25 protein-coding genes are annotated in these 26098 nt (G+C 64.7%); 9 read left to right on the forward strand and 16 right to left on the reverse strand.

The genetic code is table 11. The features are described 5' to 3' along the window. The first annotated feature begins 75 nt into the window (after window positions 1-75). Entirely contained in the window at window positions 76-864 is a 789-nt protein-coding gene (locus tag G559_RS0100920; protein WP_028626436.1) for an IclR family transcriptional regulator, read from the forward strand. Between the two features lie 593 nt (window positions 865-1457). Here G559_RS0100920 and G559_RS0100925 read toward each other — a convergent pair. After that, window positions 1458-2342: a neutral zinc metallopeptidase gene (locus G559_RS0100925; RefSeq protein WP_028626437.1), complete on the reverse strand. Its 885-nt coding sequence runs from the start codon at window positions 2340-2342 to the stop codon at window positions 1458-1460. A gap of 149 nt (window positions 2343-2491) precedes the next feature. Between G559_RS0100925 and G559_RS0100930 the strand changes: the two genes are divergently transcribed. Then, window positions 2492-3796: an ATP-binding protein gene (locus G559_RS0100930; RefSeq protein WP_036996697.1), complete on the forward strand. Its 1305-nt coding sequence runs from the start codon at window positions 2492-2494 to the stop codon at window positions 3794-3796. Between the two features lie 4 nt (window positions 3797-3800). Beyond that, complete coding sequence (locus G559_RS0100935; RefSeq protein ID WP_028626439.1) at window positions 3801-4715, forward strand: response regulator; 915 nt, start codon at window positions 3801-3803, stop codon at window positions 4713-4715. Window positions 4716-4762: 47 nt separating this feature from the next. Here the strand turns inward: G559_RS0100935 and G559_RS0100940 are convergent, their stop codons facing one another. The 8 genes from G559_RS0100940 to G559_RS0100975 all read right to left on the reverse strand — a co-directional run bounded on the left by G559_RS0100940 (window position 4763) and on the right by G559_RS0100975 (window position 12106). Next, complete coding sequence (locus G559_RS0100940; protein ID WP_028626440.1) at window positions 4763-6160, reverse strand: ATP-binding protein; 1398 nt, start codon at window positions 6158-6160, stop codon at window positions 4763-4765. Beyond that, on the reverse strand, window positions 6157-6819 hold the full coding sequence (locus G559_RS0100945; protein WP_028626441.1) for a response regulator: 663 nt from the start codon (window positions 6817-6819) through the stop codon (window positions 6157-6159). Before G559_RS0100945 ends, G559_RS0100940 begins: the two co-directional genes overlap by 4 nt. A gap of 8 nt (window positions 6820-6827) precedes the next feature. Then, window positions 6828-7469: a tetratricopeptide repeat protein gene (locus G559_RS0100950; protein WP_028626442.1), complete on the reverse strand. Its 642-nt coding sequence runs from the start codon at window positions 7467-7469 to the stop codon at window positions 6828-6830. Next, window positions 7469-8275, reverse strand: a complete 807-nt coding sequence (locus G559_RS0100955; RefSeq protein WP_028626443.1) for an SDR family oxidoreductase — start codon at window positions 8273-8275, stop codon at window positions 7469-7471. Before G559_RS0100955 ends, G559_RS0100950 begins: the two co-directional genes overlap by 1 nt. Beyond that, on the reverse strand, window positions 8262-8936 hold the full coding sequence (locus G559_RS0100960; RefSeq protein WP_028626444.1) for a TenA family transcriptional regulator: 675 nt from the start codon (window positions 8934-8936) through the stop codon (window positions 8262-8264). Before G559_RS0100960 ends, G559_RS0100955 begins: the two co-directional genes overlap by 14 nt. Next, window positions 8933-10402, reverse strand: coding sequence for an AMP-binding protein (locus G559_RS0100965; protein WP_028626445.1), 1470 nt, complete (start codon window positions 10400-10402; stop codon window positions 8933-8935). The genes G559_RS0100960 and G559_RS0100965 overlap by 4 nt, the downstream gene beginning before the upstream one ends. Continuing rightward, window positions 10392-11069 (reverse strand): thermostable hemolysin, encoded by a 678-nt coding sequence (locus G559_RS0100970; RefSeq protein ID WP_028626446.1) that lies wholly within the window; start codon window positions 11067-11069, stop codon window positions 10392-10394. Before G559_RS0100970 ends, G559_RS0100965 begins: the two co-directional genes overlap by 11 nt. A gap of 137 nt (window positions 11070-11206) precedes the next feature. Then, the gene (locus G559_RS0100975) at window positions 11207-12106 is read right to left on the reverse strand and encodes a diguanylate cyclase domain-containing protein (RefSeq protein ID WP_028626447.1); all 900 of its coding nucleotides are present in this window, start codon (window positions 12104-12106) and stop codon (window positions 11207-11209) included. A 192-nt stretch (window positions 12107-12298) separates the two neighbouring features. On the opposite strand from G559_RS0100975, the gene G559_RS0100980 reads away from it, so the two are divergent. Beyond that, window positions 12299-13684, forward strand: a complete 1386-nt coding sequence (locus G559_RS0100980) for an MBL fold metallo-hydrolase (RefSeq protein WP_028626448.1) — start codon at window positions 12299-12301, stop codon at window positions 13682-13684. A 194-nt stretch (window positions 13685-13878) separates the two neighbouring features. On the opposite strand, the gene G559_RS0100985 is transcribed toward G559_RS0100980, so the two are convergent. The 5 genes from G559_RS0100985 to G559_RS0101010 form a co-directional block, all read right to left on the reverse strand. Then, complete coding sequence (locus G559_RS0100985; RefSeq protein WP_028626449.1) at window positions 13879-14364, reverse strand: adenosine-specific kinase; 486 nt, start codon at window positions 14362-14364, stop codon at window positions 13879-13881. Between the two features lie 144 nt (window positions 14365-14508). Then, window positions 14509-15585: a 4-hydroxyphenylpyruvate dioxygenase gene (gene hppD, locus G559_RS0100990; protein ID WP_028626450.1), complete on the reverse strand. Its 1077-nt coding sequence runs from the start codon at window positions 15583-15585 to the stop codon at window positions 14509-14511. Window positions 15586-15728: 143 nt separating this feature from the next. Continuing rightward, window positions 15729-16361, reverse strand: coding sequence for a maleylacetoacetate isomerase (maiA, locus tag G559_RS0101000; RefSeq protein ID WP_028626451.1), 633 nt, complete (start codon window positions 16359-16361; stop codon window positions 15729-15731). A gap of 437 nt (window positions 16362-16798) precedes the next feature. Further along, window positions 16799-18886 (reverse strand): LTA synthase family protein, encoded by a 2088-nt coding sequence (locus G559_RS0101005; RefSeq protein ID WP_028626452.1) that lies wholly within the window; start codon window positions 18884-18886, stop codon window positions 16799-16801. A gap of 255 nt (window positions 18887-19141) precedes the next feature. After that, on the reverse strand, window positions 19142-20056 hold the full coding sequence (locus G559_RS0101010; protein WP_028626453.1) for a LysR family transcriptional regulator: 915 nt from the start codon (window positions 20054-20056) through the stop codon (window positions 19142-19144). A gap of 174 nt (window positions 20057-20230) precedes the next feature. Here G559_RS0101010 and G559_RS0101015 point away from each other — a divergent pair, with 174 nt between their 5' ends. The 3 genes from G559_RS0101015 to G559_RS0101025 all read left to right on the forward strand — a co-directional run bounded on the left by G559_RS0101015 (window position 20231) and on the right by G559_RS0101025 (window position 22533). Continuing rightward, complete coding sequence (locus tag G559_RS0101015) at window positions 20231-21556, forward strand: MFS transporter (protein ID WP_028626454.1); 1326 nt, start codon at window positions 20231-20233, stop codon at window positions 21554-21556. A gap of 163 nt (window positions 21557-21719) precedes the next feature. Beyond that, complete coding sequence (locus tag G559_RS0101020; RefSeq protein ID WP_028626455.1) at window positions 21720-22040, forward strand: DUF2025 family protein; 321 nt, start codon at window positions 21720-21722, stop codon at window positions 22038-22040. Between the two features lie 157 nt (window positions 22041-22197). Beyond that, entirely contained in the window at window positions 22198-22533 is a 336-nt protein-coding gene (locus G559_RS0101025) for a hypothetical protein (RefSeq protein ID WP_028626456.1), read from the forward strand. Here G559_RS0101025 and G559_RS0101030 read toward each other — a convergent pair. Further along, the gene (locus G559_RS0101030; RefSeq protein ID WP_028626457.1) at window positions 22530-23504 is read right to left on the reverse strand and encodes a GlxA family transcriptional regulator; all 975 of its coding nucleotides are present in this window, start codon (window positions 23502-23504) and stop codon (window positions 22530-22532) included. The two genes, G559_RS0101025 and G559_RS0101030, sit on opposite strands and share 4 nt — an antisense overlap. 105 nt (window positions 23505-23609) lie before the next feature. Between G559_RS0101030 and G559_RS0101035 the strand changes: the two genes are divergently transcribed. Beyond that, entirely contained in the window at window positions 23610-24167 is a 558-nt protein-coding gene (locus tag G559_RS0101035; protein WP_028626458.1) for a cysteine hydrolase family protein, read from the forward strand. Between the two features lie 89 nt (window positions 24168-24256). Beyond that, entirely contained in the window at window positions 24257-25081 is an 825-nt protein-coding gene (locus tag G559_RS0101040) for an alpha/beta fold hydrolase (RefSeq protein ID WP_028626459.1), read from the forward strand. 64 nt (window positions 25082-25145) lie between these two features. Here G559_RS0101040 and G559_RS0101045 read toward each other — a convergent pair whose 3' ends face one another. Then, window positions 25146-26027, reverse strand: a complete 882-nt coding sequence (locus G559_RS0101045; protein ID WP_028626460.1) for a LysR family transcriptional regulator — start codon at window positions 26025-26027, stop codon at window positions 25146-25148. Window positions 26028-26098 lie beyond the last annotated feature (71 nt).

Consider the following 26098-nt stretch of genomic DNA (forward strand, 5'->3'; position numbering starts at 1 on the left):
TTACGCATAACGTAATTTGAAAGCCAAAAGGGGTCAAGCTATAACAGCGCCCTCCACACCGACCAAGGCCAGGACATGACGAGCGAGAACGACAGCGCGGGCGCACCGCGGCGGCAGAAGGTGCAGGCCGCGGAAGTGGGCACCGACATCCTCAAGGGCCTCGCCGAACTGGCGCCCGCCACCTCGTTGTCCAAGTTGGCCGAGCACGTCGGCATGCCGGCGAGCAAGGTTCACCGCTACCTGCAGGCGCTGATCGCCAGCGGCTTCGCCGAGCAGGACGCCACCACCAACCACTATGGCCTCGGCCGCGAGGCGCTGCTGGTGGGCCTGGCCGCCATTGGACGACTGGACGTGGTGAAGGTCTCCATGCCGCACCTGGTGGACTTGCGCGACACGCTGAACGAAACCTGCTTCCTCGCCGTGTGGGGCAACAAGGGACCGACCGTGGTCCATGTGGAGCAGGCCCTGCGTGCAGTGACCCTGGTGACCCAGGTGGGCTCAGTGCTGCCGTTGCTGGGATCGTCCACCGGCCTGGTGTTCAACACCTACTTGCCTGAAGCCGAAACCGCCTTCCTGCGCGACGAGGAACTGGCGTTGCCAGGGGCGCCGGCTGCTGCAGAGCTGCAGGAGCAGATGGCGCAGATCCGCGCGACCGGCCTGCACCCCGTTCATGGTCTGTTGATGCCGGGCGTGAATGCCTTGTCGGCACCACTGTTCGCCACCGGCAACAAGCTGGCCGGGGTCATCACCGTCGTTGGCGCCGCCAGCGTATTTCGCGCCGACACCCAGGGTTCGGCCGCCGAGCGTCTGCACCAGGCGGCCGAGGCCATCAGCCGGCGGATGGGAGGGCAGCAGCCGGCATAGGCAGATCTTCACCTGCGCGTGGGCGAAGCGTTTTGGGGGCGATTCCAATGGCTATGTCTGCGTTATCTGTTGCAACGTTGAATACAGCCCTCTAGCTCGAAACCTCCAGGCCTCCGTGCCAATCCTCCCCTCACCCCCGGCCCCTCTCCCAGAGGGCGAGGGGTGACTCGCGCCGGCGAGGCACGAACCATCCTGAAGCCCACACGGGCCTGACACCGGGCAGACAAGGTGGGGCAGCGACTGCGCCCCTTCAGGAGGCCGAGCGGAATCGTTGTGCAGGGGGACGAGCGGCATGGATGCCGCGAGAGGCGTGTGGGGCCATGGATGGCCCCTCGCGCCGGGCCCCCGAAGCAACGATGGAGGGAGGGTAGTTTGGCGGAGCCAAACCCGGATGCAGGGGCAAGCCCTTTGGTTCCTTTCGGCGCTTGAGAAAGGGACTCGTCCGGGGGGACGAAACCAGAAACATCCGCAGAACTCGGCAAGCAGCTGGGCTCAGGACGTTCTAGCAACACTTAACGCAGACATAGCCATTCCAATCGCTAAGCGAACCGCAAGTTCGCCCGCACAGTGAGCATTGATCACGCGGCCGTAGGTCACTCCGCCGATTCCGTGAGCATCTGGCTGCACTCCCTGGGGTCGCCGGTTTCAATGCCTACTTGCAGCCAGCGCATGCGCGTCTCGGCGTCGACCAGCGCCAGAGGGTCGAGCATGCCCGGCTTGCCCGGCATGGCCGTGCGCTCCTTGCTCAGTTCGGTCACGGCCTTGACGGCCGCTGGCAGGTCCTGGGGTTTCATCCAGGCGTACTTGTGCTGGGCATAGCTGATCCAGCTACCGACCAGGCAATCAGCCACCAGTTCCTGCGATTCCTGCAGGCGCTCGCTGCGTTTCGCCTGGTCGATGTCGACGTGGTACTCCTTGAACCAGCCAACTGCGCCCACGAGGTTGAGGACGTGGTGGGCGGCCGTATGGGCCACGGCATAGCTGCGGGCGAGGTCACCCACCTGTGGGGCGCGTTTCTGCAGTTCGTCCAGGTAGGCCAGGTCGATGTACAGACGCATGCCTTTTGGGCAGTAGAACGACCCGCTGAAGGAACCGGTCAGCGTGCAGGGGTCTTCGATCCTGTCTTCGAAAACCTCCACCTTGGGCTTCTTGTAGGCGTAGTCGCCACGGGCAAGGAACTCGCCCCAGATATCTTCGATGCTGTCGATCATCAATGTCACCAACTCCCGCGAGTCAGCAGGGGCCTGCACTGGAGCCGGCACCGGCGCTGCGGCGACCGGGGCCGAAGGCGCCTCGATGGTGTTTTCCGGGAAGGTCGGCGGAGGCGGCGCCAGCCGGTCGATCAGGCGCGCCGGGCCGAAGGCGAGATAGAGCGACACGCACAGCAGTGCCACGACAATCAACAGCCAGGCCAGGATGCGCAGCAGGCGGAGCAGAAGTCCCTTGCGGGGCATCGGGGCGGCGGTTTTTTCGGGCATGGCGATAGGCTCCGCAAGAGTGTCGAAACTCAGTGTTGTCGCTTCCAGGCAACCTCGCCATTTGTTTCTCGCCTGAGACACCTGTCACATGATGGCAATCTGGTGCTGTTTGAATGCGCGGCACCCATCAGTAGCCCGGAGTATCGATCATGGCAGCCGAAAGCAGTCTGGCTCGCCTGCTCAAGACCGTGGAGCCGCTGGCCCCGGACATGAGCATCAGTGATGTGGCCGATCGCCTGCTGACCCATGAGCACAAGGCTTTCCTCTCGCTGCCGGTGGTGGACGGGCAGGGACAGCCTCTCGGCCTGGTCAGCCGCTATACGCTGCAGGACATCTTCATGCAGCGTTTCGGCCGCGATCTCTGGGGGCGCCGCCCGGTGGTCGATGTGATGAATCCGGCACCGCTGACCGTCGCCCTGGCCTCCGGCCTGGAGTTGGCGGCCAAGCAGGTCACCGCACAATTGCAGTACCCGATTACCGAAGATTTCATCCTGGTGGACGAGCAGGGACGCTACTTGGGACTCGGCACGGTGCTGGACCTGCTGAAAGCCATGGAATTGCGTATCGCCCAGCGCAACCGGGTGTTGCGCCAGGCACTGGTGGACCTGAAGGAATCCCAGGCGCAACTGGTGCAATCGGAAAAGATGGCGTCCCTCGGCCAGATGGTTGCGGGTGTCGCCCACGAACTGAACACGCCGCTGGGTTATGTGAAGAACAACGTGCAGCTGATGGAAGAGCTGACCACGCCGCTCTTCGCGCTGGCCGAGAGCCAGGCCGCGCTGGCGGCCTGCCTGGATGATCCGTCCTGTGACGAACAGCGTCTGGCTGATGCATTGGAGTGCGCGGCCGCCAGTCGCGAAGCGGCAGCTCCCGATCTGCTGGCCGGAGACCTGCGCCAACTGTTCGGTGACACGCTCTACGGCCTTGGCCAGATTGCCGAGCTGGTTGCCGGGCTCAAGGACTTTGCCCGCCTGGACCGCGCCATGAGCGAGGAGGTGGACCTCAATGACTGCATCCGCAGCGCCCTGTTGATTGCCCGCAACCACATCAAGGACAAGGCCGAGGTGTACCAGCTCCTCGGTGAGCTGCCGCGCATCACCTGCGCGCCATCGCAGATCAACCAGGTGCTGTTGAACCTCTTCACCAACGCTGCCCAGGCCATGGATGGAGCCGGGCGTATCCAGGTGAAGAGCTGGGCTGACAACGACAACGTCTGCATCTCGGTGCAAGACAGCGGTCGCGGCATGCCGCCCGAAGTCAGGCAGCGCATCTTCGACCCCTTCTTCACCACCAAGCCGGTGGGCGAGGGCACGGGGCTGGGACTGTCCATCAGCTACAAAATCATTCGTGACCATGGCGGCAGCATCCGCGTGGCCTCGGAACCGGGGCGCGGAACGCGCTTTCTCATCAGCCTGCCGCGCAGTCAGGCGGTCGAACTGAAACGGAGTGCCTGAGCCCATGACTTCACCCGTCCGCATCCTCTTCGTCGATGACGAGGAGCGCATCCTGCGCAGCCTGGCGCTGCAGTTTCGTCGCCAGTACGAGGTGATCACCGAAAGCGACCCGCTGCGGGCGCTGGAACGACTGAAGGAAGAGTCGGTACAGATCATCGTCAGTGACCAGCGCATGCCGGGCATGAACGGCGCCGAGCTGCTGGCCCGCTCGCGGGAGATCGCCCCGGAGTGCCTGCGCATCCTGCTCACCGGCTATTCCGATCTGGATGCTGCGGTGGAGGCGTTGAACAGCGGCGGCATCTTCCGCTACCTGACCAAGCCCTGGGACCCGCAGGAAATGGCCTTCACCCTGCGCCAGGCGGCGGAAATCGCCGAACGCCAGGCCGCCGCGCCGGTCACTTCCGCCACCAGTGACCTGGCGGCGCCGCTGAACCTGCTGCTGATGGATGACGACCCGGAAACCCTGCACTGCGTCCAGGCTTTCTGCGAGGCTGGCGGCCACCGCCTGCTGCGTGCCCATAGCCTGAGCGAAGCGCTGGTCACCCTGAATCTGGAACCGGTGGACCTGCTCGTCAGCGACCTCAAGCTGGGCAGCGAGGACATGGCGCCGCTACTGAAATCCCTGGCCCAGGCTCACCCGCGCCTGCTCAGCCTGGTGGTGACGCCCTTCCGTGACACCCAGGCGTTGCTGAAGCTGATCAACGAAGCGCAGATCTTCCGCTACCTGCCCAAGCCGATCCGCCGAGGCCTGTTCGAGAAGGGGCTGAAGGCCGCCGCCGAGCAGGCTTTCCTCTGGCGCGCACAACCCCTGAACCTGGTGCCGCGTGTGGCTGACGTGCCCAAGGAAGCCGGCGAGAGCCAGCGGGTTGGAAGCATCCTCGGGATGCTGGCGCGATTGCGCGAGCGGGTGATCGCCTGAGATGAAAACCCGGCGCTGCGGTGGGGTTTCCCTGGATTTCATCCGGGCTACACGTCTTCTCCCTGCACTTTGCCGCGAGCCTCACGCGGCAATCTCAGGTCGGCGCACAAGCCGCTGCCTTCCCGGTTGTACAGCGTGATGCTGCCGCCCAGGCGCTGGGCGATCATCTGCACGATGGCCAGGCCAAGGCCGGCACCGTGGGGGTTGTCCTGGCTGTAGAAGCGTTCGAACAGGCGCTCCAGCTTGGCCTCGTCGATGCCCGGCCCCTGGTCCTCCACACGCAGCAAGAGGTAGTCGCGACCCTCCGGTAGCAGGCTGACTTTCACTTCGCCGCCGTCCGGGGAGAAGTTGGCGGCATTGGTCACCAGGTTCTGCAGGGCGATGCCGATGGCGGCGGCGTCGCTGGTGATTTTGAAGTTGCCCTCGGCCACTTCGAGGGCCAGTTCGAGGCCCTTGTCCAGCAAGAGGGGTGTCAGTTCGGCCAGGTGCTCGCGGACCAGGTGCCCGAGGTCCAGGGGCTGCCAATTCTGTCGCGCCAGTTCCGGCTCCACCCGGGCCAAGGTGAGCAGTTGGTGCACCACCCGGGTCAGACGGTCGACGCCCACGGTGAGAAAGCGCAAGGCCTCGGCGCGTTGCTCGTCGCTGCTGGCCTCCAGAGCGTTCTGCGCATGCAGGCGCAGCACCGCCAGCGGGGTGCGCATCTCGTGGGCGGCATCGCCGATGAAGCGCCGCTCGCGCTGGAGCATCTGCTCGATCTGTGCCAGCAGGCGGTTGATCGCTGCCTGCATGGGTTCCAGCTCTTTGGGCAGGGGCACGATCTGCAGTGGCGCCAGTGACTCGGCGTGGCGACTGCGGATCACCCGCGCCATGTTCTGCAATGGCTGCAGGCCCCAGCCGATGGCGAGCCAGACCAGGGCCGCGAGGATCAGGATGCCGATCAGGTTTGGCCAGAGCGTATGGCGGACGATGCGCTGTACCAGGTCCTTGCGTACATCGTCGCGCTCGCCTACCCAGATCAGCAGGCCCTGTTCGTTGTCCGGCAACACGAAGCCGCGCCACTGATAGCTGTCCAGCTTGATGTCGTGGAAACCGGTCCGTTGCGGTGCGTGGTCGAAGGGGGGAGCACTGGGCGAGCGCACCAGGCTGCGGCCGTCCTTGCCCCACACCTGGAAGGCCAGTTTGCTTTCGTAGGGGTGGCCAACCTTGTGCGGGCCGGCACTGCTAAGGGCGTCATTGAAGGCGCGATACAGCTCGTCCCGCCCGGTGCTGGCCAGCGGCATGCGCATCACGCCGAGCAGCAGACGTGCGTTCTGCGCCAGGTGGGCGTCGTAGATTTCTTCCACTTCGTGGCTGCTGTCGCGGTAGTTGAGGTAGACGATGAGCAAGGTGCCGAGCAGCAGGAGCACCATCACCAGCCAGAGGGTGCGTCGACGCAACGAGGTCATGGGCGTGCATCCACCAGGTAGCCGATTCCCCGCACGGTGCGGATGAGGTCGCTGGAGAGCTTCTTGCGCAGGTGGTGGATATGCACTTCCAGGGTGTTGCTTTCGGCTTCCTCGTCCCAGCCGTAGAGCGTCTGCACCAGGCGTTCACGGGTGAGCACCTTGCCCGGCTGTGAGAGCAGTTCGTGGAGCAACTGGTATTCCTTGGGGGTCAGCGGCACTGGGCTGCCCAGGTAGCTGACCTGCTGGCTGGCAGGATCGAGCACCACGCCGGCGTGTTCGATCAGCACCTGCGGCCGCCCGGCGCTGCGGCGCAGCAGGGCGCGCAGGCGGGCCTTGAGCTCATTGAGGTCGAAGGGTTTGACGAGGTAGTCGTCGGCTCCGGCGTCCAGGCCGATGATGCGGTCGTCGGTGGCGTCGCGGGCAGTGAGCACCAGCACCGGCAGGGTGGAGCCGCTGGCCCGCAACTGTTGCAGCACCTGTACGCCGTCCAGCCTTGGCAACCCGAGGTCGAGGATCGCCAGGTCGAATTCTTCGGTCTGCAGTGCATGCAGCGCGCTGGCGCCGTCAGTCAGCCAGTCGATGGTGTAGCCCTCCTGGCGCAGGCCGGCGCGCACGCCGGCCCCCAGGGCGTTGTCGTCTTCGACGAGTAGCAGTCGCATGGACGTCCTTAGTGTTTGGCGATTGCCTGCAGTAAAGCATCGATTTCCTGGCGGCGGCCCTGGTCGGCGAGCTCGCGTCCGGGGCGCGGGGCGGCGGCCTTGGCCTTGAGCAGAACCTCGCGGGCCTGTTCCGGGTGGCCCTGGCGGTACAGGTGGTCGCCCCAGAAATACAGGCTGTCGATGCCCGACGGATTGATCTGCAGGGCCTTGCGCAGCAATTGGTCGGCCTTGTCTTCGTCACCGAAGCTGACGGGCCAGCCGGGTACCCGGTCGTACAGTGCGCCAAGGCTGGTGTAGGCCGAGCCCTGCAGCGCCTGTGGGTCGAGCTGGATGGCACGCTCAAGCGCCGCGCGGGCATCCTTGACCTTGCCCAGCGCGCCCAGGCCGCCTTCGGCACCAGCCCAGCTGCTGGTGACGATGCCGTGCCAGATCCAGGCTTCGGCGGCCTGCGGGGTGCTGTGGGTGAAGGCACTGCTCTGGGCTGCGAGCTTCTCGAATTCGGCGGCGCGCTGCTTTTCCGGCACCTGGTACTGGATCTGTGCCCAGCGCTGCTGGATGTCGGCCAGGCGCTGGCTGCCGCTGGCGTCCAGGGCCCAGGCCGGGATGCTGAGGGTCAGGAACAGGCCGAAGGCGCAGAAGAGCTTGTTCATCATGGGTGGTCCTTGCTGTGGTGGGCGGTGCTGAAGCGGCGGATGATCGGCAGTTGCTTGTGCAGGGCGCGGTCCACTACACCCGGAAGCATGCCGTTGAGGCGGACGAAGAACTTCTCCGGCCAGCCCAGGTAGACCTCGCTGAGGTCCTTTTCGATGGCGGCGATCACCGCCCCGGCCACCTGTTCGGGCTCGTCCACCCCCACTTTGAGTTCGGCGTTGAGGGCCATGGCGGCCTGGCTGTTCATGCGGGTACGGGTGGCGCGCGGTGCGACGTACAGGACATTCACCGGGGTATCCGCCAGCTCCCGGCGCAGGGCCTCGGAGAATCCACGCAGGGCGAACTTGCTGGCGCAGTACACGGCGTATCCGGGGTAGCCGATGGAGCCGTAGATGGACCCGACGTTGACCACCAGGGCATGGCTCTGCTGGCGCAACAGTGGCAGCAGGGCACGGGTCAACTGCAGGGTGGCGGTGACATTGAGGGCAAGCATGCCCTCGATCTGGCTGTCGTCCACCTGTTCCAGCATGGCGAAACTGTTCACCCCGGCGGCGTTCACCAGGACATTGATGCCGCCCATGCTGCGTGCGTCGTCGAGGACCCGCTGGCGGCCCTGCGGTTCGCGCAGGTCGGCGCCGGTCCAGGTGAGCTGCTGCGCAAAGCGCTTGCGCAGTGCCGCCAGGGGTTCCTGGTGGCGGCTCACCGCCAATACCTGGGCGCCTCGTGCGCAGAGTTGTTCGGCCAGGGCCAGGCCGATGCCGCCGCTGGCGCCGGTGAGGAGCACGCGGCAATCAGTGAGGCGCATGACTCACCTCATGGGCACGGGGCAGGCCGCGGAACATCTCGGCGTAGAGCAGGTAGACCACCTTGGCGGCATGGATAACGGCCTGTTTGTCTTCTTCGTCTTCCAGGCGGTCCATCAGGCGGCGGTAGGTCGCCATGTGCTCCTGGTCGAGGACGCCGTGGGACGACAGGTAGCTGAAGGCGTCCGACGGCAGGCCGAGGCTCTCGCGGATGGTGTCGGCTGCCTGGGTGGCCAGGGCGATGCTGGTGCCTTCCAGTACGTTGACCATGCCGAAGAGTCCCACCGGATTGCCGCGGGCGATCTGGTCGTAGAGGAAGGCCACCATCAGCTCGATGGCAAGCGAGGGGCGGCTGCGGCTGACGGCTTCGGCATCACCGCCGCAGGCCGCGATGTCATTGAGAATCCAACGCTCGTGCCCGTACTCCTCCTCGATGTACTCGCAGACGGCGCCACGGAGCCATTCCAGGCGCGAGGGCAGGCGGGCGCCACAGGCCATCATCAGCGGCACGGTGTGGCGCACATGGTGGTAGGCCTGGTCGAGAAAGGCGCGGTAGCCTTCCAGGCTGACCTGGCCGGCCAGGGCCTCGCGTATCACCGGGACACTGAACAGCGCCTCGCGTTCACGGGCGGTGGCGGCTTGCAGTTGGTCGAAGAAACTCATGGTTTAACCTCATTCTCGAGTTCAAGCAGGGTGCCGCGATAGCGCGCGAGTATGGCCTCGCGGCGCAATCGGCCATTGGTGGTGAGCAGCCCGTCGGCGGCGCTGAAGGGGGTTTCCAGGCGATGCCATGCCCTGATCCGTGCGTAGTCGGGCAACTCGGCGTTGGCACCGGCCACGGCATCGGCGAGGGTTTGCGCATCGCATTGCGGGTCCAGTGGCCAGAGCAGGGCGAGGTTGCCGGGCAGCCCTTCGCCATGAACGAACGCCTGGGCGATCACGCCGCGCTGGGTGAGCTCGGCTTCCACCCAGTCCGGGTTCACGTTGCGACCGAAGCTGGTGATGAACTGATGTTTTTTGCGGCCCTTGAGGTGCAGATAGCCGTCGGCATCCAACTCGCCCAGGTCGCCGGTGGGCCACCAGTCGCCGGTGAACGGCGGTTCTCCCAGGTAGCCGAGCAGGGCGGAGCCGCTGACTTCCACTTCACCGTCGTCCGCCAGGCGCACCCGCACGTGGGGCAGGGGCCGGCCGACACTGCCCGGCCGGTTGGCGCCGGGGCGGTTCAGGCAGACCACAGACGCGCATTCGGACAGGCCGTAGCCTTCGAATACCGGCAGGCCGACCTTGGCCGCACGGCTCAGCAGGTCCTTCGATACCCGCGCGCCGCCTACCGCTACGAAGCGGAACTGCACGGCGCTGAGGAGTCCACGTTCAATGGCGGTGACCAGGCCCAGCAGCAACTGCGGTACCAGGATCAGGCTCTGTGCGCCGCTGAGGACGACGCTGGCCAACAGTTTTTGCCAGTCCACGCCGCTGGCTCCCTGGATGCCCATCTGTCGCTGCGGCAGCAGGGTCACGCAGGCGCCCGCCAGCAGGGCGGCGTAGATGCCGAGGTTCTCCAGCAGCACGGCCAATGGCAGTACCGCCAGGTAATGGGCCGGTGCCGTGGGACGGCTGGCCGTCTGCAGTTCATGGGCGACCCGCAGCAGGGCGTCCGCTCCCAGGCACACGCCCTTGGGCTGGCCGGTGGTACCGGAGGTGTAGGTGACCTTGGCGGTGCCGGCGGGCAGGGCGGCGTGGCCGCTGCGGGACTTGCGCCAGAAGGTGCCGTCGGCCTGGAATCCGGCTCCTTCCAGTTCGTTGGTGAAATTGGCGTCGACCACCGCCAGGCCGACCTGGCATTGCTCCAGGCAGTGGGCGCGCTGGGCGGGGCTGAAGAAGGGCGGCAGGATCAGGCAGGGGCGCCCGCTGAGCAGGGCGGCCAGGTCCCAAAGCAATGCCTCGGGGCCGTTGTCCAGGCCGAGGGCGAGCACGCCTTCGGGTTCGGCGCGCAGCAGGGCTTCGCGCTGTTCCACTTCGGCCAGCAATTGAGCATAGGTGTAGCGCCGGGTGTCGCCGCGCAGGGCCAGGGGCTGCGGCAGGTGGTTGGCGTAGCCGTGCAGGATCGCCCGCAAGTCCTCAGGCTGCATGGTGGGCTGCTCCTTCTGCCTCAGGAAAACCCAGGCGCGTGATGATCCCGCTGCGCTGCAACTGTTCGAAGCCGTGGCGGATGCTGCCGGTGAACACCTGGGGCTTCTGCTCGTAGTAGGTGCCCCATTGCTCCTGCTCTTGCCCGTTGAGGCGGCTGGGGTCGGCCTCGCCCAGGCGCAAGGGCTCCAGGCCGAGGCGGCGGAAGCTGTTGATCAGGCTCGGCGCACCGGTGAACACCACCCATTCCAGGCCGCGCAGGTTCAGCAGCCAGGTCACGGCGACGATGATCAGCCGCGCATTGCCGGCATTGATCGAGGCCAGGTTGCCCACTTCCACCACCTGCTCGCGTGTCACCGGGTGGGGCGCCAGGCGGGAGATGAGCGATTCCGCCGGTCCTTCCAGGTACTGCTCGAGGAACAGTGGCCCCTGCTCGGCGAGGCGAATGCCGGCCACGGCGCTGAGCGCGCCGTGGTAATTGCGCATGCTCAAAAGCTCCGGCATGAATTGGCGGATGTCCGCGCCATGGGCGCTGAGGAATCGGCGATGGACGAAGTCCTCCACCTGGCTGCGTCCGGAATCACCGGCCAACAGCAGGGACAGGGACTGTTGCTGCGACTTGTGACCGAAACGGAATGGGAACAGGGAGTTCCACTCGGCGCTGTTCATCGTTGCCCTCCAGGCGTTTGGCGTATGGAGGGCAGTATCTGTGGGAAGTCTTAAGGGACCCTGAAGGCGCGGACATGAACTCACACGACGTGGGTCGATGGAACATTCAGTGAGGCCACCGCTCTCGCAGTACCGTGCTAGCCGGATGAGCCGCACGCTGCCATTTTCTGGCCGTTCCCGCCGCGCTCCTTCACTTGGTACATGGATGTGTCCGCTGCTGCCAGGAGCTCATCCGGATTGCGGCCGTGATCGGGGTAACGCGCCAGGCCGATGCTGGCGCTGATGGAGCAGGTCTGTCCGTCGATTCGATAAGGACGGGCAATGCGTCGCACAAGGTTCTTTGCCATGGCGTCCAGGTCCGAAGACTGGTGGGGCGTCGTCAGTACTACCACGAACTCATCGCCACTCAGGCGGGCTACCAGATCGCTCCTGCGGACGCCCCCAAGCAGGCGACCGGCGACGGCGACCAGCAGTTTGTCGCCATAGGCGTGGCCGAAGGCATCGTTGACCGGTTTGAATTTGTCCAGGTCGATGAACATCAGGGCAAGCGGAACGCCATTCTGATCAGCCTCTTGCAACGCTTGCTGCAAACGCTCGAAAAGCAGGCGTCGGTTGGGAAGTCGGGTCAGGGGATCGTGTTCGGCTTCAAAGCGTACGCGCGATCGTTCCTGGTCGGTTTGAGTGAAACTGTGCTGGATGGCCAGCAACTGGCTGACCCGGCCCTGGTCGTCGAGCAGCGGTGTGATGACCTGGTTGACCCGGTAGAAGCTGCCGTCCCTGGCGCGCTCCAGCAACTCGCCCTGCCAGGGCTTGCCGCTCAGCACGGTGCTCCAGAGCCGGGCATAGAAATCGGGGTCCTGTTCCCCGGATTTGAGCAGCGCGGGAGTCTTGCCCAGCAACTCTGCGAGCGAGTAACCGCTGAGCATGCAGAAGGCCGGGTTGGCCCATTCGATGCGTCCATTGCAGTCGGTGATCAGGATGGCATTGGCGGCGCCTTCCATAGCCCTGGCCAGTAGCTGCCGGTCGCACTCGTTCAATTGGGTACTCCAGCGCGGCGAGAGGTCGCACACAGCCAAGACTCTATGTGATGGATTTACGGGTTTTCTTGATCGGCATCAGGCCTGTGGCACACCGCCATCCCCTACCTTGATCCAAGTCGTGCTGCTCGCTGGCAGCTAGAGTTTCCCTCCAGAGATTCGTATGGATCGACGCAAGAGACGGTGATCGAGATGGGTACCCATATCAGCTTTCTTGGCGGTGCTGGCACGGTGACCGGCAGCAAGTACCTGCTGGAGCATGAAGGGCAGCGGGTGCTGGTGGATTGCGGCCTGTTCCAGGGCTACAAGGCGCTACGGCTGCGCAACTGGGAGCGTTTCCCGATCCGCCCGCACCGGCTGGATGCCGTGGTGCTGACCCACGCCCACCTGGACCACAGCGGCTACCTGCCTGCGTTGGTGCGGGACGGTTACGCAGGCCCCATCTATGCCACCGAGGCCACGTGCGAACTCGTGGAAATCCTCCTGCGCGATAGCGCGCGCTTGCAGGAGGAGGAGGCCGAGTACGCCAATCGCCGAGGTTACTCCCGCCACCATCCGGCCAAGCCGCTCTATACCGAAGCCGATGCGGAGCAAGCCCTGAAGCAGTTGCGCCCGTTCGCCTGGCACCGTTCCTACGAGATCGCTTCGGGGGTCCGCCTGCAGTTGCGGCCGGCCGGGCACATCCTGGGGGCGGCGATGGTGGAACTGGAGGCGGGGGGGCGTCGCGTCCTTTTTTCCGGCGACCTCGGGCGCCCGGACGATCCACTGATGGTGGCGCCGGAAGTCGTCGAGGGCGCTGATTTCCTGGTGGTGGAGTCCACCTACGGCAATCGCCAGCACCCCTCGGAAGACACCCAGCGGGTGCTGGCCGACGTCATCAACCGAACGGCGCTGCGCAAGGGGATAGTGGTCGTACCGTCCTTCGCGGTGGGGCGGGCGCAATTGCTGATGTACTTGCTGTATCGCCTGAAGCAGGACGGGATGATTCCGGACCTGCCCGTCTACCTCAACAGCCCCATGGCCACTGACGTGACCACGCTCTACCAGCGCTTCCGGACCGAGCACCGCCTGAGTCGTGCAGAGTGCGAGGGCATGTGCCAGGTGGCGCGCTTCGTGCGGACGGTGGATGAAGCCAAACGCCTGGAGCAATTGCGTACGCCGGCGGTGATCATCGCCGGCAGCGGGATGGCGACCGGCGGGCGGGTGCTGCATCACCTCAAGGCGCTGGCACCTAACGCGCGCAACACCATCCTGCTGTCCGGCTTCCAGGCGGGCGGTACCCGTGGCGCAATGATCGCTTCCGGCGCCCGCGAGGTGCGTATCCATGGCGAAGACATCCCCATCCGGGCAGAGGTGGTGATGCTGGAGAACCTCTCCGCCCATGCCGATGCCGGCGAGATCCTCGACTGGCTGCGGCCGTTCTCCCGGATTCCGAAACACACCTTCGTGGTCCACGGGGAACCTGATGCTGCTGATTGCCTGCGCCGGCGCATAAGCCACGAACTGGGCTGGTCGGTTTCCGTCGCTGAGTATCGCCAGCGGGTGTCCCTGGATGCGCTGGCGGGGGAGGGCGACTGACATCGACCTGCAGTGATTCGGTCACCAACCGGTCATTTCCAACGGGCATCCTGCATGCAGGAACAGAAAGGGCACAGGACGTGCCAGGGTGCAAACTCAAGCTGCCGGCGATGGCAGCTTTTTTTTTTGCGCGCGATTTACCCAGCGGATGACAGGGCCGGAATCGTCGGGCTTCGCTGGGCACTGCCGCAACCTTAAAGCTTGTAGCCGATCTGCCTCAGCAGCCCCTTGCGCCAGGCGATGTCGTCGGCACCTTCGACTCCACTCGGCGAGAAGCCGTCTACCACGCCTAGAACGCCGCGGCCCTGCTCGGTCTCGGCGAGGATGACCTGGGTGGGGTTGGCGGTGGCGCAAAAGATCCGGCAGACCTCCGGCACCAGCTTCAGGCTGTTGAGCACATTGACCGGATAGAAACCGTCGCCGAGGAAGACGATGAAGCTGTGCCCGGCGCCGATGGCGAGGGCGTTCGTGCGGGCCAGTTCGAGCATGGCCTCATCGGTGCCGGAGCAGCGCACCAGGCATTTGCCCGAGGCTTCGCAGAAGGCCAGCCCGAAGCGGATTCCGGGCACGGCGCCCACCAGGGTTTCGTGGATGTCTTCGACGGACTTGATGAAGTGGGTCTGGCCGAAGACGAAATTGATCGACTCCGGCTTGTCGATACTGACGCTGATGAGTTGCATGTGGTGCGCCTCCAACCCCCATGGAACAAGCATAGCCAGGGGACTGGCAGCGGCGCGGTCACCCAGCAGTCAGCCAAGGCAGCGGGTGCCAACTCAGTATGAAAAAACCCGGCGGATGCCGGGTTTCTTGCTGGAAATAGCCGCTTATTCGGTGCTCAGCACGCCTCGGCGGATCTGGTCGCGCTCGATGGATTCGAACAGGGCCTTGAAGTTGCCCTCGCCGAACCCGTCGTCACCCTTGCGCTGGATGAACTCGAAGAACACCGGGCCCATCAGGGTTTCCGAGAAAATCTGCAGCAACAGGCGTTTGCTGCCGTCTTCGGTGGTGCCGTCCAGCAGGATGCCGCGCGACTGCAACTCGCCTTCCGGCTCGCCGTGGTTCGGCAGGCGGCCCTGGAGCATTTCGTAGTAGGTGGCCGGTGGCGCGGTCATGAAGCGCATGCCCAGGGATTTGAGTTCGTCCCAGGTCTTGACCAGGTCGTCGGTGAAAAAGGCGACGTGCTGGATGCCTTCACCGTTGAACTGCATCAGGAACTCTTCGATCTGCCCGGCGCCCTTGGAGGATTCCTCGTTGAGCGGGATGCGGATCATGCCGTCCGGTGCTGTCATGGCCTTGGAGGTCAGGCCGGTGTACTCGCCCTTGATGTCGAAGTAGCGGATCTCGCGGAAGTTGAACAGCTTCTCGTAGAAGTCCGCCCAGTAGGCCATGCGACCGCGGTACACGTTGTGGGTCAGGTGGTCGATGATCTTCAGGCCGGCACCCTTCGGGTGGCGGTCGACGCCCTCGATGAATTCGAAGTCGATGTCGTAGATCGAGGAGCCTTCGCCGAAACGGTCGATCAGGTACAGCGGCGCGCCGCCGATGCCCTTGATCGCCGGCAGGCGCAGTTCCATCGGTCCGGTGGGGATCTCGATGGGCTGGGCGCCCAGTTCCAGGGCGCGGGCGTAGGCCTGGTGGGCGTTCTTCACGCGGAAGGCCATGCCGCAGACGGACGGGCCGTGCTCGGCAGCGAAATAGGCGGCCAGGCTCCTGGGCTCGTTGTTCAGGATCAGGTTGATCTCGCCCTGGCGATACAGGTGCACGTCCTTGGAGCGGTGGGTGGCGACCTTGGTGAAGCCCATCATGGCGAAGATGGGTTCCAGGGTGTTCGGGGTGGGCGAGGCGAACTCGATGAATTCAAAGCCCATCAGGCCCATGGGGTTTTCGAAGATGTCAGCCATTTTTTGGCACCTCAAGCATTTGATAGAAAGTTATGGGTCAATGCGAGGTGGCAGCTGGTGGCGCGCAGGAAATGCCGCGTACGCTGCGGGCGAGGTAGTCGCCGATGGTGACTTTGAATCCGAGGCTTTTCATAGCGGTGGCCTCAGGCCGGTTTGTCGGCTTGTTGGTCGGGGTGCGCCTGGGTGAATGCCGGATGCTCAAGGGCAAGGCATTCGACCCGGGCGATCTTCGGATAGTGTGACAGGTCCAGCTCGAAGCGGCGGGCGGCGTAGACCTGCGGTAGCAGGTAGACGTCGGCCAGGCCCGGTTCGCCGAAGCAGAAACCTTCGTCGCCAATCAGCGCTTCGACCGCGTTGAAGCCCTCTGCGATCCAGTGACGAATCCAGTTAATCACCTCCACTTCCTCCACCTTCAGGCCACGCAGGCGATTGAGCACGGCGACGTTGTGCAACGGGTGGATATCGCAGCCGATGATGGCCGCTACCGCACGCTGGCGCGCACGTGCTTCCAGGTTCTGGGGCAGGAGTGCCGGTTGGGGAAAGCGCTCTTCGAGGTATTCGATGATGGCAGGGGACTGGATCAGTACCTGGCCGTTGTCGGTGCGCAGGCTGGGCACGCGGCCCTGGGGATTGATCGACTTGTATTCGGGGGTGTGTTGCTGGCCGCCGTCCTGGATCAGGTTCACCGGAATATTCCGGGCGTCCAGCCCCTTCAGCGCCAGGGCAATGCGCACCCGGTAGGAGGAGGTGGAGCGGTAATAGGTGTAGAGGTCCATGGCAATCGCTCGGCGGCAGGCGCTCCGGTGTGCGGTCCGGAAGCCAGCATTGTTATTTTCGTAATCAATTTACACTTTGCGTAATTTGCGGGCTTGGGGCGGGACTGTCAAGCAGCGAGCGGCGCCAGGAAAGGCTGTGGGGGGAATTTATTCGCTAAGGGATGCAACGCAGCCCCAGACGAATTCCGCAGGGCAGACCTGCGGTCTGCTTGGCGAATGAATAGGCGATGCCTGCGTTAGCTGTTGCGAGAGATTGACCAGCGGGCCAAGAGCCTTGTAGGAGCTGGCTTGCCAGCGAAACGGGGCCATTCGCTGGCAAGCCAGCTCCTACGGGCAATGCAGCTGCCTGCAACACGCCATGCAGACATAGCCAATGAATTCGCCCCCACGATAGAGCGCACAAAAAGAAGGCCCCGCATTGAGCGGGGCCTTTTCAGTCACTGGTGCTGCTTGGCGTCCTGCACGCCGGCGGTGTTGTTCAGCAGGCTGCCGGTGGCGGTCTGTAGGAAGGCTTCCAGGTACTTCTGCAGGCGCGGGTCGCTGTCGCCGGGGATGCGTTCGGCCTTCGCGTTGACCCCCAACTGGTACTGGTACAGGCGCGCCGGGAAGTCCTTGGGCTGTACCAGGATGCGGTCACTGCTGACGATGGCGACGGTCTGGTCGCTGCCGGACGGCTTGATCACGCCGATGCCCGGGTCGTCGGCTGGCAGGTTGAGCAGGTCGCGGCCCCAGCACTGGTGCCGAACCTCGCCGCCCAGGCGGCCCATGATCGTGGGCACGACATCGATCTGCGTACCGACGGTGTGATTCAGGGTGCCGAACTTTTCCTGCACGCCGGGGCCGATCAACAGCAGCGGCACGTTGAAGCGGAACAGGTCCATCTCGGTGAGTTGCTTGTCACTGCCAAAGCCATGGTCGCCGACTACCACGAACAGGGTGTCCTTGAAGTAGGGCTCCTTGCGCGCCTTCTCGAAGAACTGGCCCAAGGCCCAGTCGGAGTAGCGCATGGCGGTCAGGTGTTCGTCGTGGGCGCCGTGCCCGCTGACCTTTTCCACCGGCAGTTCGGTCGGCAAGGCGTAGGGCGTGTGGTTGGAGAGGGTCTGCAGCAGGGCATAGAAGGGCTTGTCGGTGGGCATCTTCGCCAGTTCGGCGGCGCCCCGGTCGAACATGTCCTGGTCGGAAACGCCCCAGGTCTTGTCCATGAACACCGGATTGACGAAGTCCTCGCGGCCGACGAAGCGGGTCATGCCCTGGTTGCTGAAGAAGCCGGACTGGTTATCCCACTGGAAGTTGCCGTTGTAGACATACAGATCGTTGTAGTCGCGGGCGCTGAGCAGTTGCGGCAGGCCGGAGAACTTGTGTGCGCCCTCGGGGGTACGCATCAGGTACTCGAAGCTGGGCAGGTTGGGGAAGCAGGCCATGGTGGCGAACATCCCCTGGTGGGTGTGGGTGCCGTTGGAGAAGAAACGGTCGAACAGCAGACCCTCCTTGGCCAGTTGGTCGAAGTACGGGGTAATGCCCTCCGGGCTGCCCATGGCGCCGACGTAGCGGCCAGCGAAGCTCTCCATGAGGATGACCACCACGTTGCGGATCGGCAGGGTGCCCTCGGCTGGCGGGGTGAAGTCACGACGGATGGCGGCCTTGTCGGCATCAACCAGATTGTCGTTGGGCGTCAGGAGCATCTGACGCACGGCCGCCAGGGCTTCATCCTCGGGCAGGGTGGCCTTCCAGGCGTTGTCGCGGTGGGAGGAGAAACTGTTCTTGGCGGCGTCCACCAGGGTCAGGGTGCCATTCAGGCCCAACTGGTTGGCGAACATCGAGTCGGTGGTGAAGGCATCGCCCCAGCGCAGCGGCGGACCTTGGCGCAGGTGGCCGCGGGCGGCAGTAGTCGCGACCACCAGGCAGACCAGGAAGACAGCCACACGGGCGAACCAGGGGGCGTGATGGTGAACGGCCGGACGGCCGTGCAGGGCAGGGGATCGTGGGCGGCTCAGCAGGTCCAGGCCACGGAACATCAGGTAGAGCACCGCAGTGGCCAGGGCCCAGGCGATCAGGTAGCGACCGACCGGGAAGCCGTTCCAGATCATGCTGGCAACAGTCCCCAGGTCCTCCTGCATGTACTGGAACACCAGGCTGTTCAGGCGCTGGTGGAACTCGCGATAGAAGTCCAGCTCACTGATGCCGAGGAACAGGGTAAGGCTGGCGAAGAGTGTCAGCCAGATCCGGTGCAGGCCCCGGGCGGCCATGGCGCGGACGCTGAGCAGGGAAAGCAGCAACGGAACGCAGGCGAACACCACCACGCGCAGGTCGAAGCGCAGGCCGTTGTAGAAGGCCTCGACGAAGACCGAGGCCGGGCTGTCGCCGATCTGGTCGCTGTTGTACACCAGCAGCGCCACCCGCAGCAGGCTGTACATCACCATCAGGGCGGCGGCGCTGAGCAGGGTGAAGACGAGGTGGCTCTTGACGGTGGGACGGTCCAGGTTGAACGAGGACTGCCGGGTGGTAACGGGTTCCTGTGCGGTCATGCGATCAAGCATCCATAGGTCTACTTCAAGTCGGGGCGGCATCTCTAGGGAACTGCTGCCGGAGGCAAGAAGACCACCTGATGGCACATTGGTTCCAATAAAGCCCGCCGAGGCCGGCGGACTGTGCCAGACAGAATGTGAAAAAAACGTCGAATGAACGGCGATTGGTCGCGTTGTGGGGCGTGTTCAGCCGCGATGATTGCCGATCGTCGCTCCAGTAGCCGCCCAGGGAGCCGAAGCTGCGCAGCGCTGTACTCAACCCTCGCGGCGTTCTCGAATGGCGGCGGCCTCGCGGGTCACCAGCTCGATGAACGACAGTGCCAGGGGCGAGCGTTCACTGCGTTTGCGTACCAGCCAGACGGCGGTAGTCGCGCCCGGGTCCAGTAGGGTGCGATAGACCACACCGTCGACGCGGGTGCGGCGGAACGAGGCGGGCAGCACCGATACCCCAAGTCCAGCCGATACCAGGCCGATGATGGTCATGGCTTCGCTGGCTTCCTGGGCGACGCGGGGCAGGAAGCCAGCATTGCGGGCGAGCTCGAGCATCTGATCGTAGAGGCCGGTACCGAAGGTGCGCGGGAAAAACACGAAGGGTTCCTCCGCCAGGGCGCTGAAATGGATGCCGTCCTCGCTTCCGACGGCCAGGGGGTGGTCGGCGCGCAGGATGGCCACCAGCGGCTCGCTGAAGAGCTCCACGGCCAGCAGGTTGTCCGGCAGGTTGAGCGGGCGTATCACCCCCACCTGCACGCTGTCGTCCAGCAGCGCCTTGACCGTTTCCGCGCTGCTGCCCTCGGTAAGTTCCAGGTGCACATCCGGATAGGCCTGGCGGAAGGCGTGGATGCTGCGGGGAATGCTGGAGGTGAACGGGGCGGACGAGGTGAAGCCCACCTTCAGCTCACCCAACTCGCCACGATGGGCGCGGCGCGCCAGTTGCACGGCCTTGTCCACTTGCACCAGCACCTGTCGGGCCTCGTCGAGGAAGCGCCGGCCGGCTTCGGTCAGTTCCACCCGGCGGTTGGTGCGTTCCAGCAGGCGTGCGCCGATTTCTTCTTCCAGGGCCTGGATCTGCTGGCTCAGCGGAGGCTGGGAGATGCCCAGTTGCTCGGCGGCTCGACCGAAGTGCAGTTCCTCGGCCACGGCGATGAAGTAGCGCAGATGTCTCAGTTCCATGGCGCGGCCTATTGATATGTTTAGCGTATTAAATGTGTCGAATAATATATTGGAGATAATATAAACCGCCCGATATCCTTCGTCCCATAACCCCAACAACGAATATTCCCAGCCCCTGATTCAGGCGGCACGGCCTCGTTGTGCCTGCTCGCCGCAATCTTCCGAAGGTGTCCCGTGAGCAAATCCCAGGCAGTACTCAAGACCGAAGACGACCCCGCGTTTAGCGAGGCGGTGCGTGACGCAGCCAGTGAGCTGCCGGATGCCGCCGCCAACGACCCCGACCTTCCCACCTACATTCGCAAAGGCACGCCGCAGTTCATGCGCACGTCGCTGGCGCTGTTTTCCGGCGGTTTCGCCACTTTTGCCCTGCTGTACTGCATGCAACCGATGATGCCGGTGCTGTCCAGGGCCTTCTCCATCACCGCTGCCCAGAGCAGCCTGGCGCTTTCGGTATCCACCGCCATGCTCGCCCTCGGCCTGCTGGTGACCGGCCCGCTGTCCGACGCCATCGGCCGCAAGCCGGTGATGGTGGTGTCGCTGATCGCCGCCGCCCTGTTCACCCTGGCCAGTGCCGTCATGCCGACCTGGGAAGGCGTGCTGGTGATGCGCGCCCTGGTCGGGCTTTCGCTGAGCGGCCTGGCCGCCGTGGCCATGACCTACCTCAGCGAGGAGATCCACCCGCATCACCTCGGTTTCTCGATGGGCCTCTACATCAGCGGCAACGCCATTGGCGGTATGAGCGGGCGCCTGATCAGCGGCGTGCTGGTGGACTTCGTCTCCTGGCACGCGGCGCTGGCCGTGCTCGGCGGCCTGGCGCTGCTGGCCGGCGTGGTGTTCTGGCGCGTGTTGCCGGAGTCAAAGCACTTCCGTCCTCAGCCGCTCAAACCGTCCACCCTGATGGAAGGCTATCGCCTGCACTTCCGTGATGCGGGCCTGCCCTGGCTGTTCCTTACCGGGTTCCTGCTGATGGGCGCTTTCGTCACCCTGTTCAACTACATCGGCTACCGACTGCTGGCATCTCCCTACCAGATGACCCAGGCCGTGGTGGGCGTGCTCTCGGTGGTTTACCTGTCGGGTATCTACAGCTCGGCCTGGGTCGGTTCCCTGGCGGACAAGCTGGGCCGGCGCAAGGTGCTCTGGGCTGCCATCCTGTTGATGCTGGGGGGGCTGGTGCTGACCCTGTTCAGCCCGTTGGGGGTGATCCTGGCCGGCATGGCGATCTTCACCTTCGGTTTCTTTGGTGCGCATTCGGTGGCCAGCAGCTGGATAGGCCGCCGCGCCCAGAATGCCAAGGGCCAGGCCTCGTCGCTGTACCTGTTCAGCTACTACGTCGGTTCCAGCCTGGCCGGCACCCTCGGCGGCCTGTTCTGGCACCACTACGGCTGGCAGGGTGTCGGCCTGTTCATCGGTGCCTTGCTGGTAGTCGCGGTGGCGGTGGCCTTGCACCTGGCACGGCTGCCGGCACTGCCGGGCAATGCCATCGTGCAGCCGGCGCATTGACCGTTCCACCCGGGCCCGCCAGGCGGGCCCGGGTGCGACAACACGTCTCCCTCCGGTCATGGCCAGGGCTGGCAGAATGCCCGCCTACCCACCGACCAGAGTGGGAGCGACCCTGCCTTTCATGCGTGCACACCCCAGTTCCTTCAACGCCGGGAAGTACAGCATGAGCATCACCTCCACCGACATCTGCAACGCCGCCGACGCCCTCCAGGGTTTTGTCGGCTTCAACCGCAAGCTGGGCAAGTACATCGTTCGTTTCAGCGAAGACTCGTTCGGCATGGACGTGCCCGACGACAGCATCACGCCGGCCTGCGAGTTCGTCTGGGTGGCGAAATCCGGCCAGGTGATGACGCTCAGCCGCGAATGCCTGCAGATCCTCCTGGAACAGAACATCAACGACCGCCTCAACCTGGGTGATGCGTTGCTGATTTACCTGCGCCGCACCGACCTGCCGGAAATCAGCGCCGAGCGCTTGCGGCTCTGATGCTGTAAGCGGAGCTGGAAGGCGTCCGGGTCGGTGCATGGCGGACCGAACCCTTCGATGCGGGGCGACGAGGCAAGGCATCGCAGGCCCTGCAGTGCGTGTGGTGCCGGGTGCTATAACTGAAAGCCTTGGGGGATTCACCGTGGAGGGCACCGTCATGGCACGCCTCGGAATCCTGCTATCAGTCCTGGCCGTGCCGGGCGCCTGGGCGACCGGCTATGGCGATTCCTATTACGGGGTCGGTCCCTACCTTGGTACTGCTTATTACCCCAGCCGCCCCCTGCAACCCTACGTCTCTCCGCCGCCCCAACCCTTCGCCGACCTGCCGCCGCAAACCTTCATCGTGGTGCCGGACTATCACCAGTTCCGCGACGCGCAGTTGCCTCGCGTCAGCACTGAGAAGCCGCAGGTTCTGATTCGCACCTTCGATCCGGCGCTGGGTGTGTATCGGGATACTGAGGTCAGGGAGGGGGAAGGAGAGGGGCTGCCCTAGCTCGCACTTCTGCGCCCAAACCGCCGCCGGTAATCCGTGGGCGACAGCCCGACCATCTTGTTGAACACCTTCCTGAAGGCCGCCGGGTCCTGGTAGCCGACTTCCCAGGCGATCTGGTCCACCGAGCGGTTGGTCAGTTCCAGCAGTTCACGGGCCTTGGCGGCGCGCAGTTGCTGGCAGTACTCGGTGGGTCGCAGACCGGTGGCCTGCTGGAAGCGGCGCAGGAAGGTGCGTTCGCCCAGCCCGGCCTGGTCGGCCATGGCGGGCAGGCTGACGTTGCGTGCGTCCTGGCGCTGCAGCCAGTGCTGCACCTTGAGCACGGCCTCGTCGCCATGGTTGAGGCGCGGGGTGAAGCGGCGGAAGTACTGCTGGGAGTGGCGGGGCAGGTCGAGCGCCAGGAAGCGCGCGGTGTCTGCGGCAATGGTTGGCCCCAGCAATCGGTCCACCAGGGTCAGGCCCAGGTCGGTCCAGGCCATCACGCCGCCAGCGGTGATGATGTCGCCGTCGTCCACCACCAGTTTGTCGGCATCCACTTTCACGTCCGGATAGCGCTCGGCCAGGTCCTTGGCCAGGCTCCAGTGGGTGGTCATGGCGCGGCCGGCGAGCAGGCCCGTCTGCGCCAGCACGAATGCACCGGCGCACACCGAGCTCAAGGTCACGCCCTCTGCATGCTGGCGGGTGAGCCAGTTGGCGAAGGGCTGCAGGGTTGCGGTCGAGGGCAGTGAACCGATGCAAGGCAGCGCCACCACCACCGCGACACGGCTGTCGGCGTCGGGGTGGCTGTCGAGGGTGCAGCGTAGCTCGCCGTCATCGCCAGCCGTCCAGTGGCGCACCCGCAGCAGGGGAAGGTCGGCGTCGGTGTGCTCGGCGGCCATACGATTGGCCACCGTGAACAGGTCGGAGAGACCGTGGGCCGCCGCGAGCTGGGCACCGGGATAGAGCAGGAGGCCGATCTCCAGCGTGGTCTTCATTGTCAGTTCTTCCTGCGAATTTGTCGGTTGCGCCGATCCCCGCCCGGCGCTGAAAGGTTCACCTTAGATCCCACGCAACCACCCCCACAACCTGAGGTGAACATCATGAGCAAGCAAGCCGTTATCGTAGTCGACATCCAGAAAGACTATTTCCCCGGTGGCCTCTGGACCCTCCACGGCGCGGACGCCGCAGCCGACAAGGCCGCCCGGATCATCGCCGGTGCCCGTGAGGCAGGCGACCTGGTGGTTCACATCCGTCACGAGTTCACCAGCCCGGATGCGCCCTTCTTCCGGCCTGGCTCGGAGGGCGCGCACATCCATCCGAAAGTGCTGAATGCACCGGGCGAGCCGGTGGTCCTGAAGCACTTCGTCAACTCCTTCCGCGAAACCGGACTGAAGGACATCCTCGACAGCAACGGCGTGGAGAAGGTGACGGTCGTCGGCAGCATGAGCCACATGTGCGTCGATGGCATCACCCGCGCAGCGGCCGACTATGGTTATCAGGTCACGGTGGTCCACGATGCCTGCGCCTCGCGGGACCTGGAATTCAACGGCAAGGTCGTCCCCGCTGAACAGGTCCATGGTGCCTTCATGGCTGCACTGGCATTCGCCTACGCCACTGTGATTTCCACTGACGAATACCTCGCGCAGCAGGGCCAGTAAGCCCGCCGCTGATGCAGTCGAGTGCAATCGAGAACCTTCCCACCCAATGGGGCCCCGGGCCGGGGCCCGACACCGAAGGAGTGCGCAAGATGGGCAGCATCACCACCCGAGACGGTACGCAGCTCTACTACAAGGACTGGGGCTCCGGTCAGCCCATTGTCTTCAGCCATGGCTGGCCGCTGACGTCCGATAGCTGGGAGTCGCAGATGTTCTTCCTGGCCAGCCAGGGCTACCGCGTCATCGCCCACGACCGCCGTGGTCATGGCCGCTCCAGCCAACCCTGGGAAGGCAATGACATGGACACCTACGCAGACGATCTGGCTGAACTGATCGAGGCGCTGGACCTGCGCGATGCAATCCTCTTCGGCTTTTCCACCGGTGGCGGTGAAGTGGCCCGTTACATCGGCCGCCACGGTACCGGGCGCTTGGCCAAGGCCGGACTGATCGCTGCCGTGCCGCCGAAAATGGTGCTGAGCGAGGACAACCCGCTGGGCACGCCGATCGAAGCCTTCGACGGCATTCGGGCCGGCTCCGTGGCGGATCGCTCGCAGCTCTACAAGGACATCGCCAGTGGCCCCTTCTTCGGGTTCAACCGCCCGGGCGCCAAGGTGTCGCAGGGGTTGATCGACTCTTTCTGGATGCAAGGCATGATGGCTGGCCACAAGAGCGCCTATGACTGCATCAAGGCCTTCTCCGAGACCGACTTCCGCGAAGATCTGAAGAAGTTCGACATCCCGACGCTGATCCTGCATGGCGACGACGACCAGATCGTACCGATCAAGGCCTCCGGGCTGGAGTCGGCCAAGCTGGTCAAGGACGCGAAGTTGCTGGTCTATCCCGGCGCTCCCCATGGCCTGACCGACACCCACAAGGAACAGGTCAATGCCGATCTGCTGGCTTTCATCAAGTCATAGGCAGGGTGGCGAAGGTGTGAGGCCCGGCGCTGCAATGTCGGGCCTCGCTCCATCCGGCCACTGACTACGCGAGCTTCTGTGCGATGAAGTCCACAAAGGTCCTGACCCGCGCCGACTGCCGCCGATTGGCTGGGGACAGGGCGTGGATGGGCAAGGTTGAAGGGGTGAAGTCCTGAAGCAGGGCAACCACCCGACCGGCCGCGAGGTCGGCCATGAACAGCCAGTCCGGCGACAGCGAAATACCCAACCCGGATAGCACCATCTCCCGTATCGCCTCCGAACTGTTACTGCGCGCATTGCCGCTCACCCGCACTGACTGTGTGTGCCCGTCGCGGATGAAGGTCCAGATGCCGGCATCCGGCAACAGGTTGAAAACCAGGCAGTTGTGTTCACGCAGCGCCTCCGGCGACTGTGGTGTGCCACGGCCTGCGAGGTAGGCGGGGGCGGCCAGTACCAGGCGCCGCATATGGCCGAGCCTGCGCGCGATCATCCCGCTGGCCGGTAGCTCGCCGATTCGCAGGCTGACATCGATGCCTTCGCTTACCAGGTCTTCGTTGCGGTCGCTGAGCTGCAAGTCGAGGCTGACCTGTGGATAACAGGCAAGAAACTCCCCGAGCACGGGAGCGATGCACGTGCGGCCGAAGCTCACGGACGAAGCCACCCGCAAGGGGCCAGCCACCTGTTCGCGACCGGTCTGGAAACTGAGTTCGGCGTTATCCACTGCCGAGAGAATCTGTCGGCACTGCTCGAAGTAGCGTTGTCCCTCATCAGTGAGCGAGAGCTGGCGGGTGCTGCGAGCGATCAGCCGGCCACCCAGGGACGTCTCCAGGGCCTGCACCTGCTTGCTGATGGTTGGCTGGCTGGTACCCAGTTCTCGCGCCACCGCCGAAAAGCTGCCGCTTTCCACTACCCGTACGAACACGGCCATTGCGTTGAGCTTGTCCATCACCGTTCCCACTCATTCTCATGTGGAATGAATGCTATGCCGTTTAGTGGTCTTCTGCGAATGAGCTGGCG

The organism is Metapseudomonas resinovorans DSM 21078 (assembly GCF_000423545.1).
Taxonomy (GTDB): Bacteria; Pseudomonadota; Gammaproteobacteria; order Pseudomonadales; family Pseudomonadaceae; genus Metapseudomonas; species Metapseudomonas resinovorans.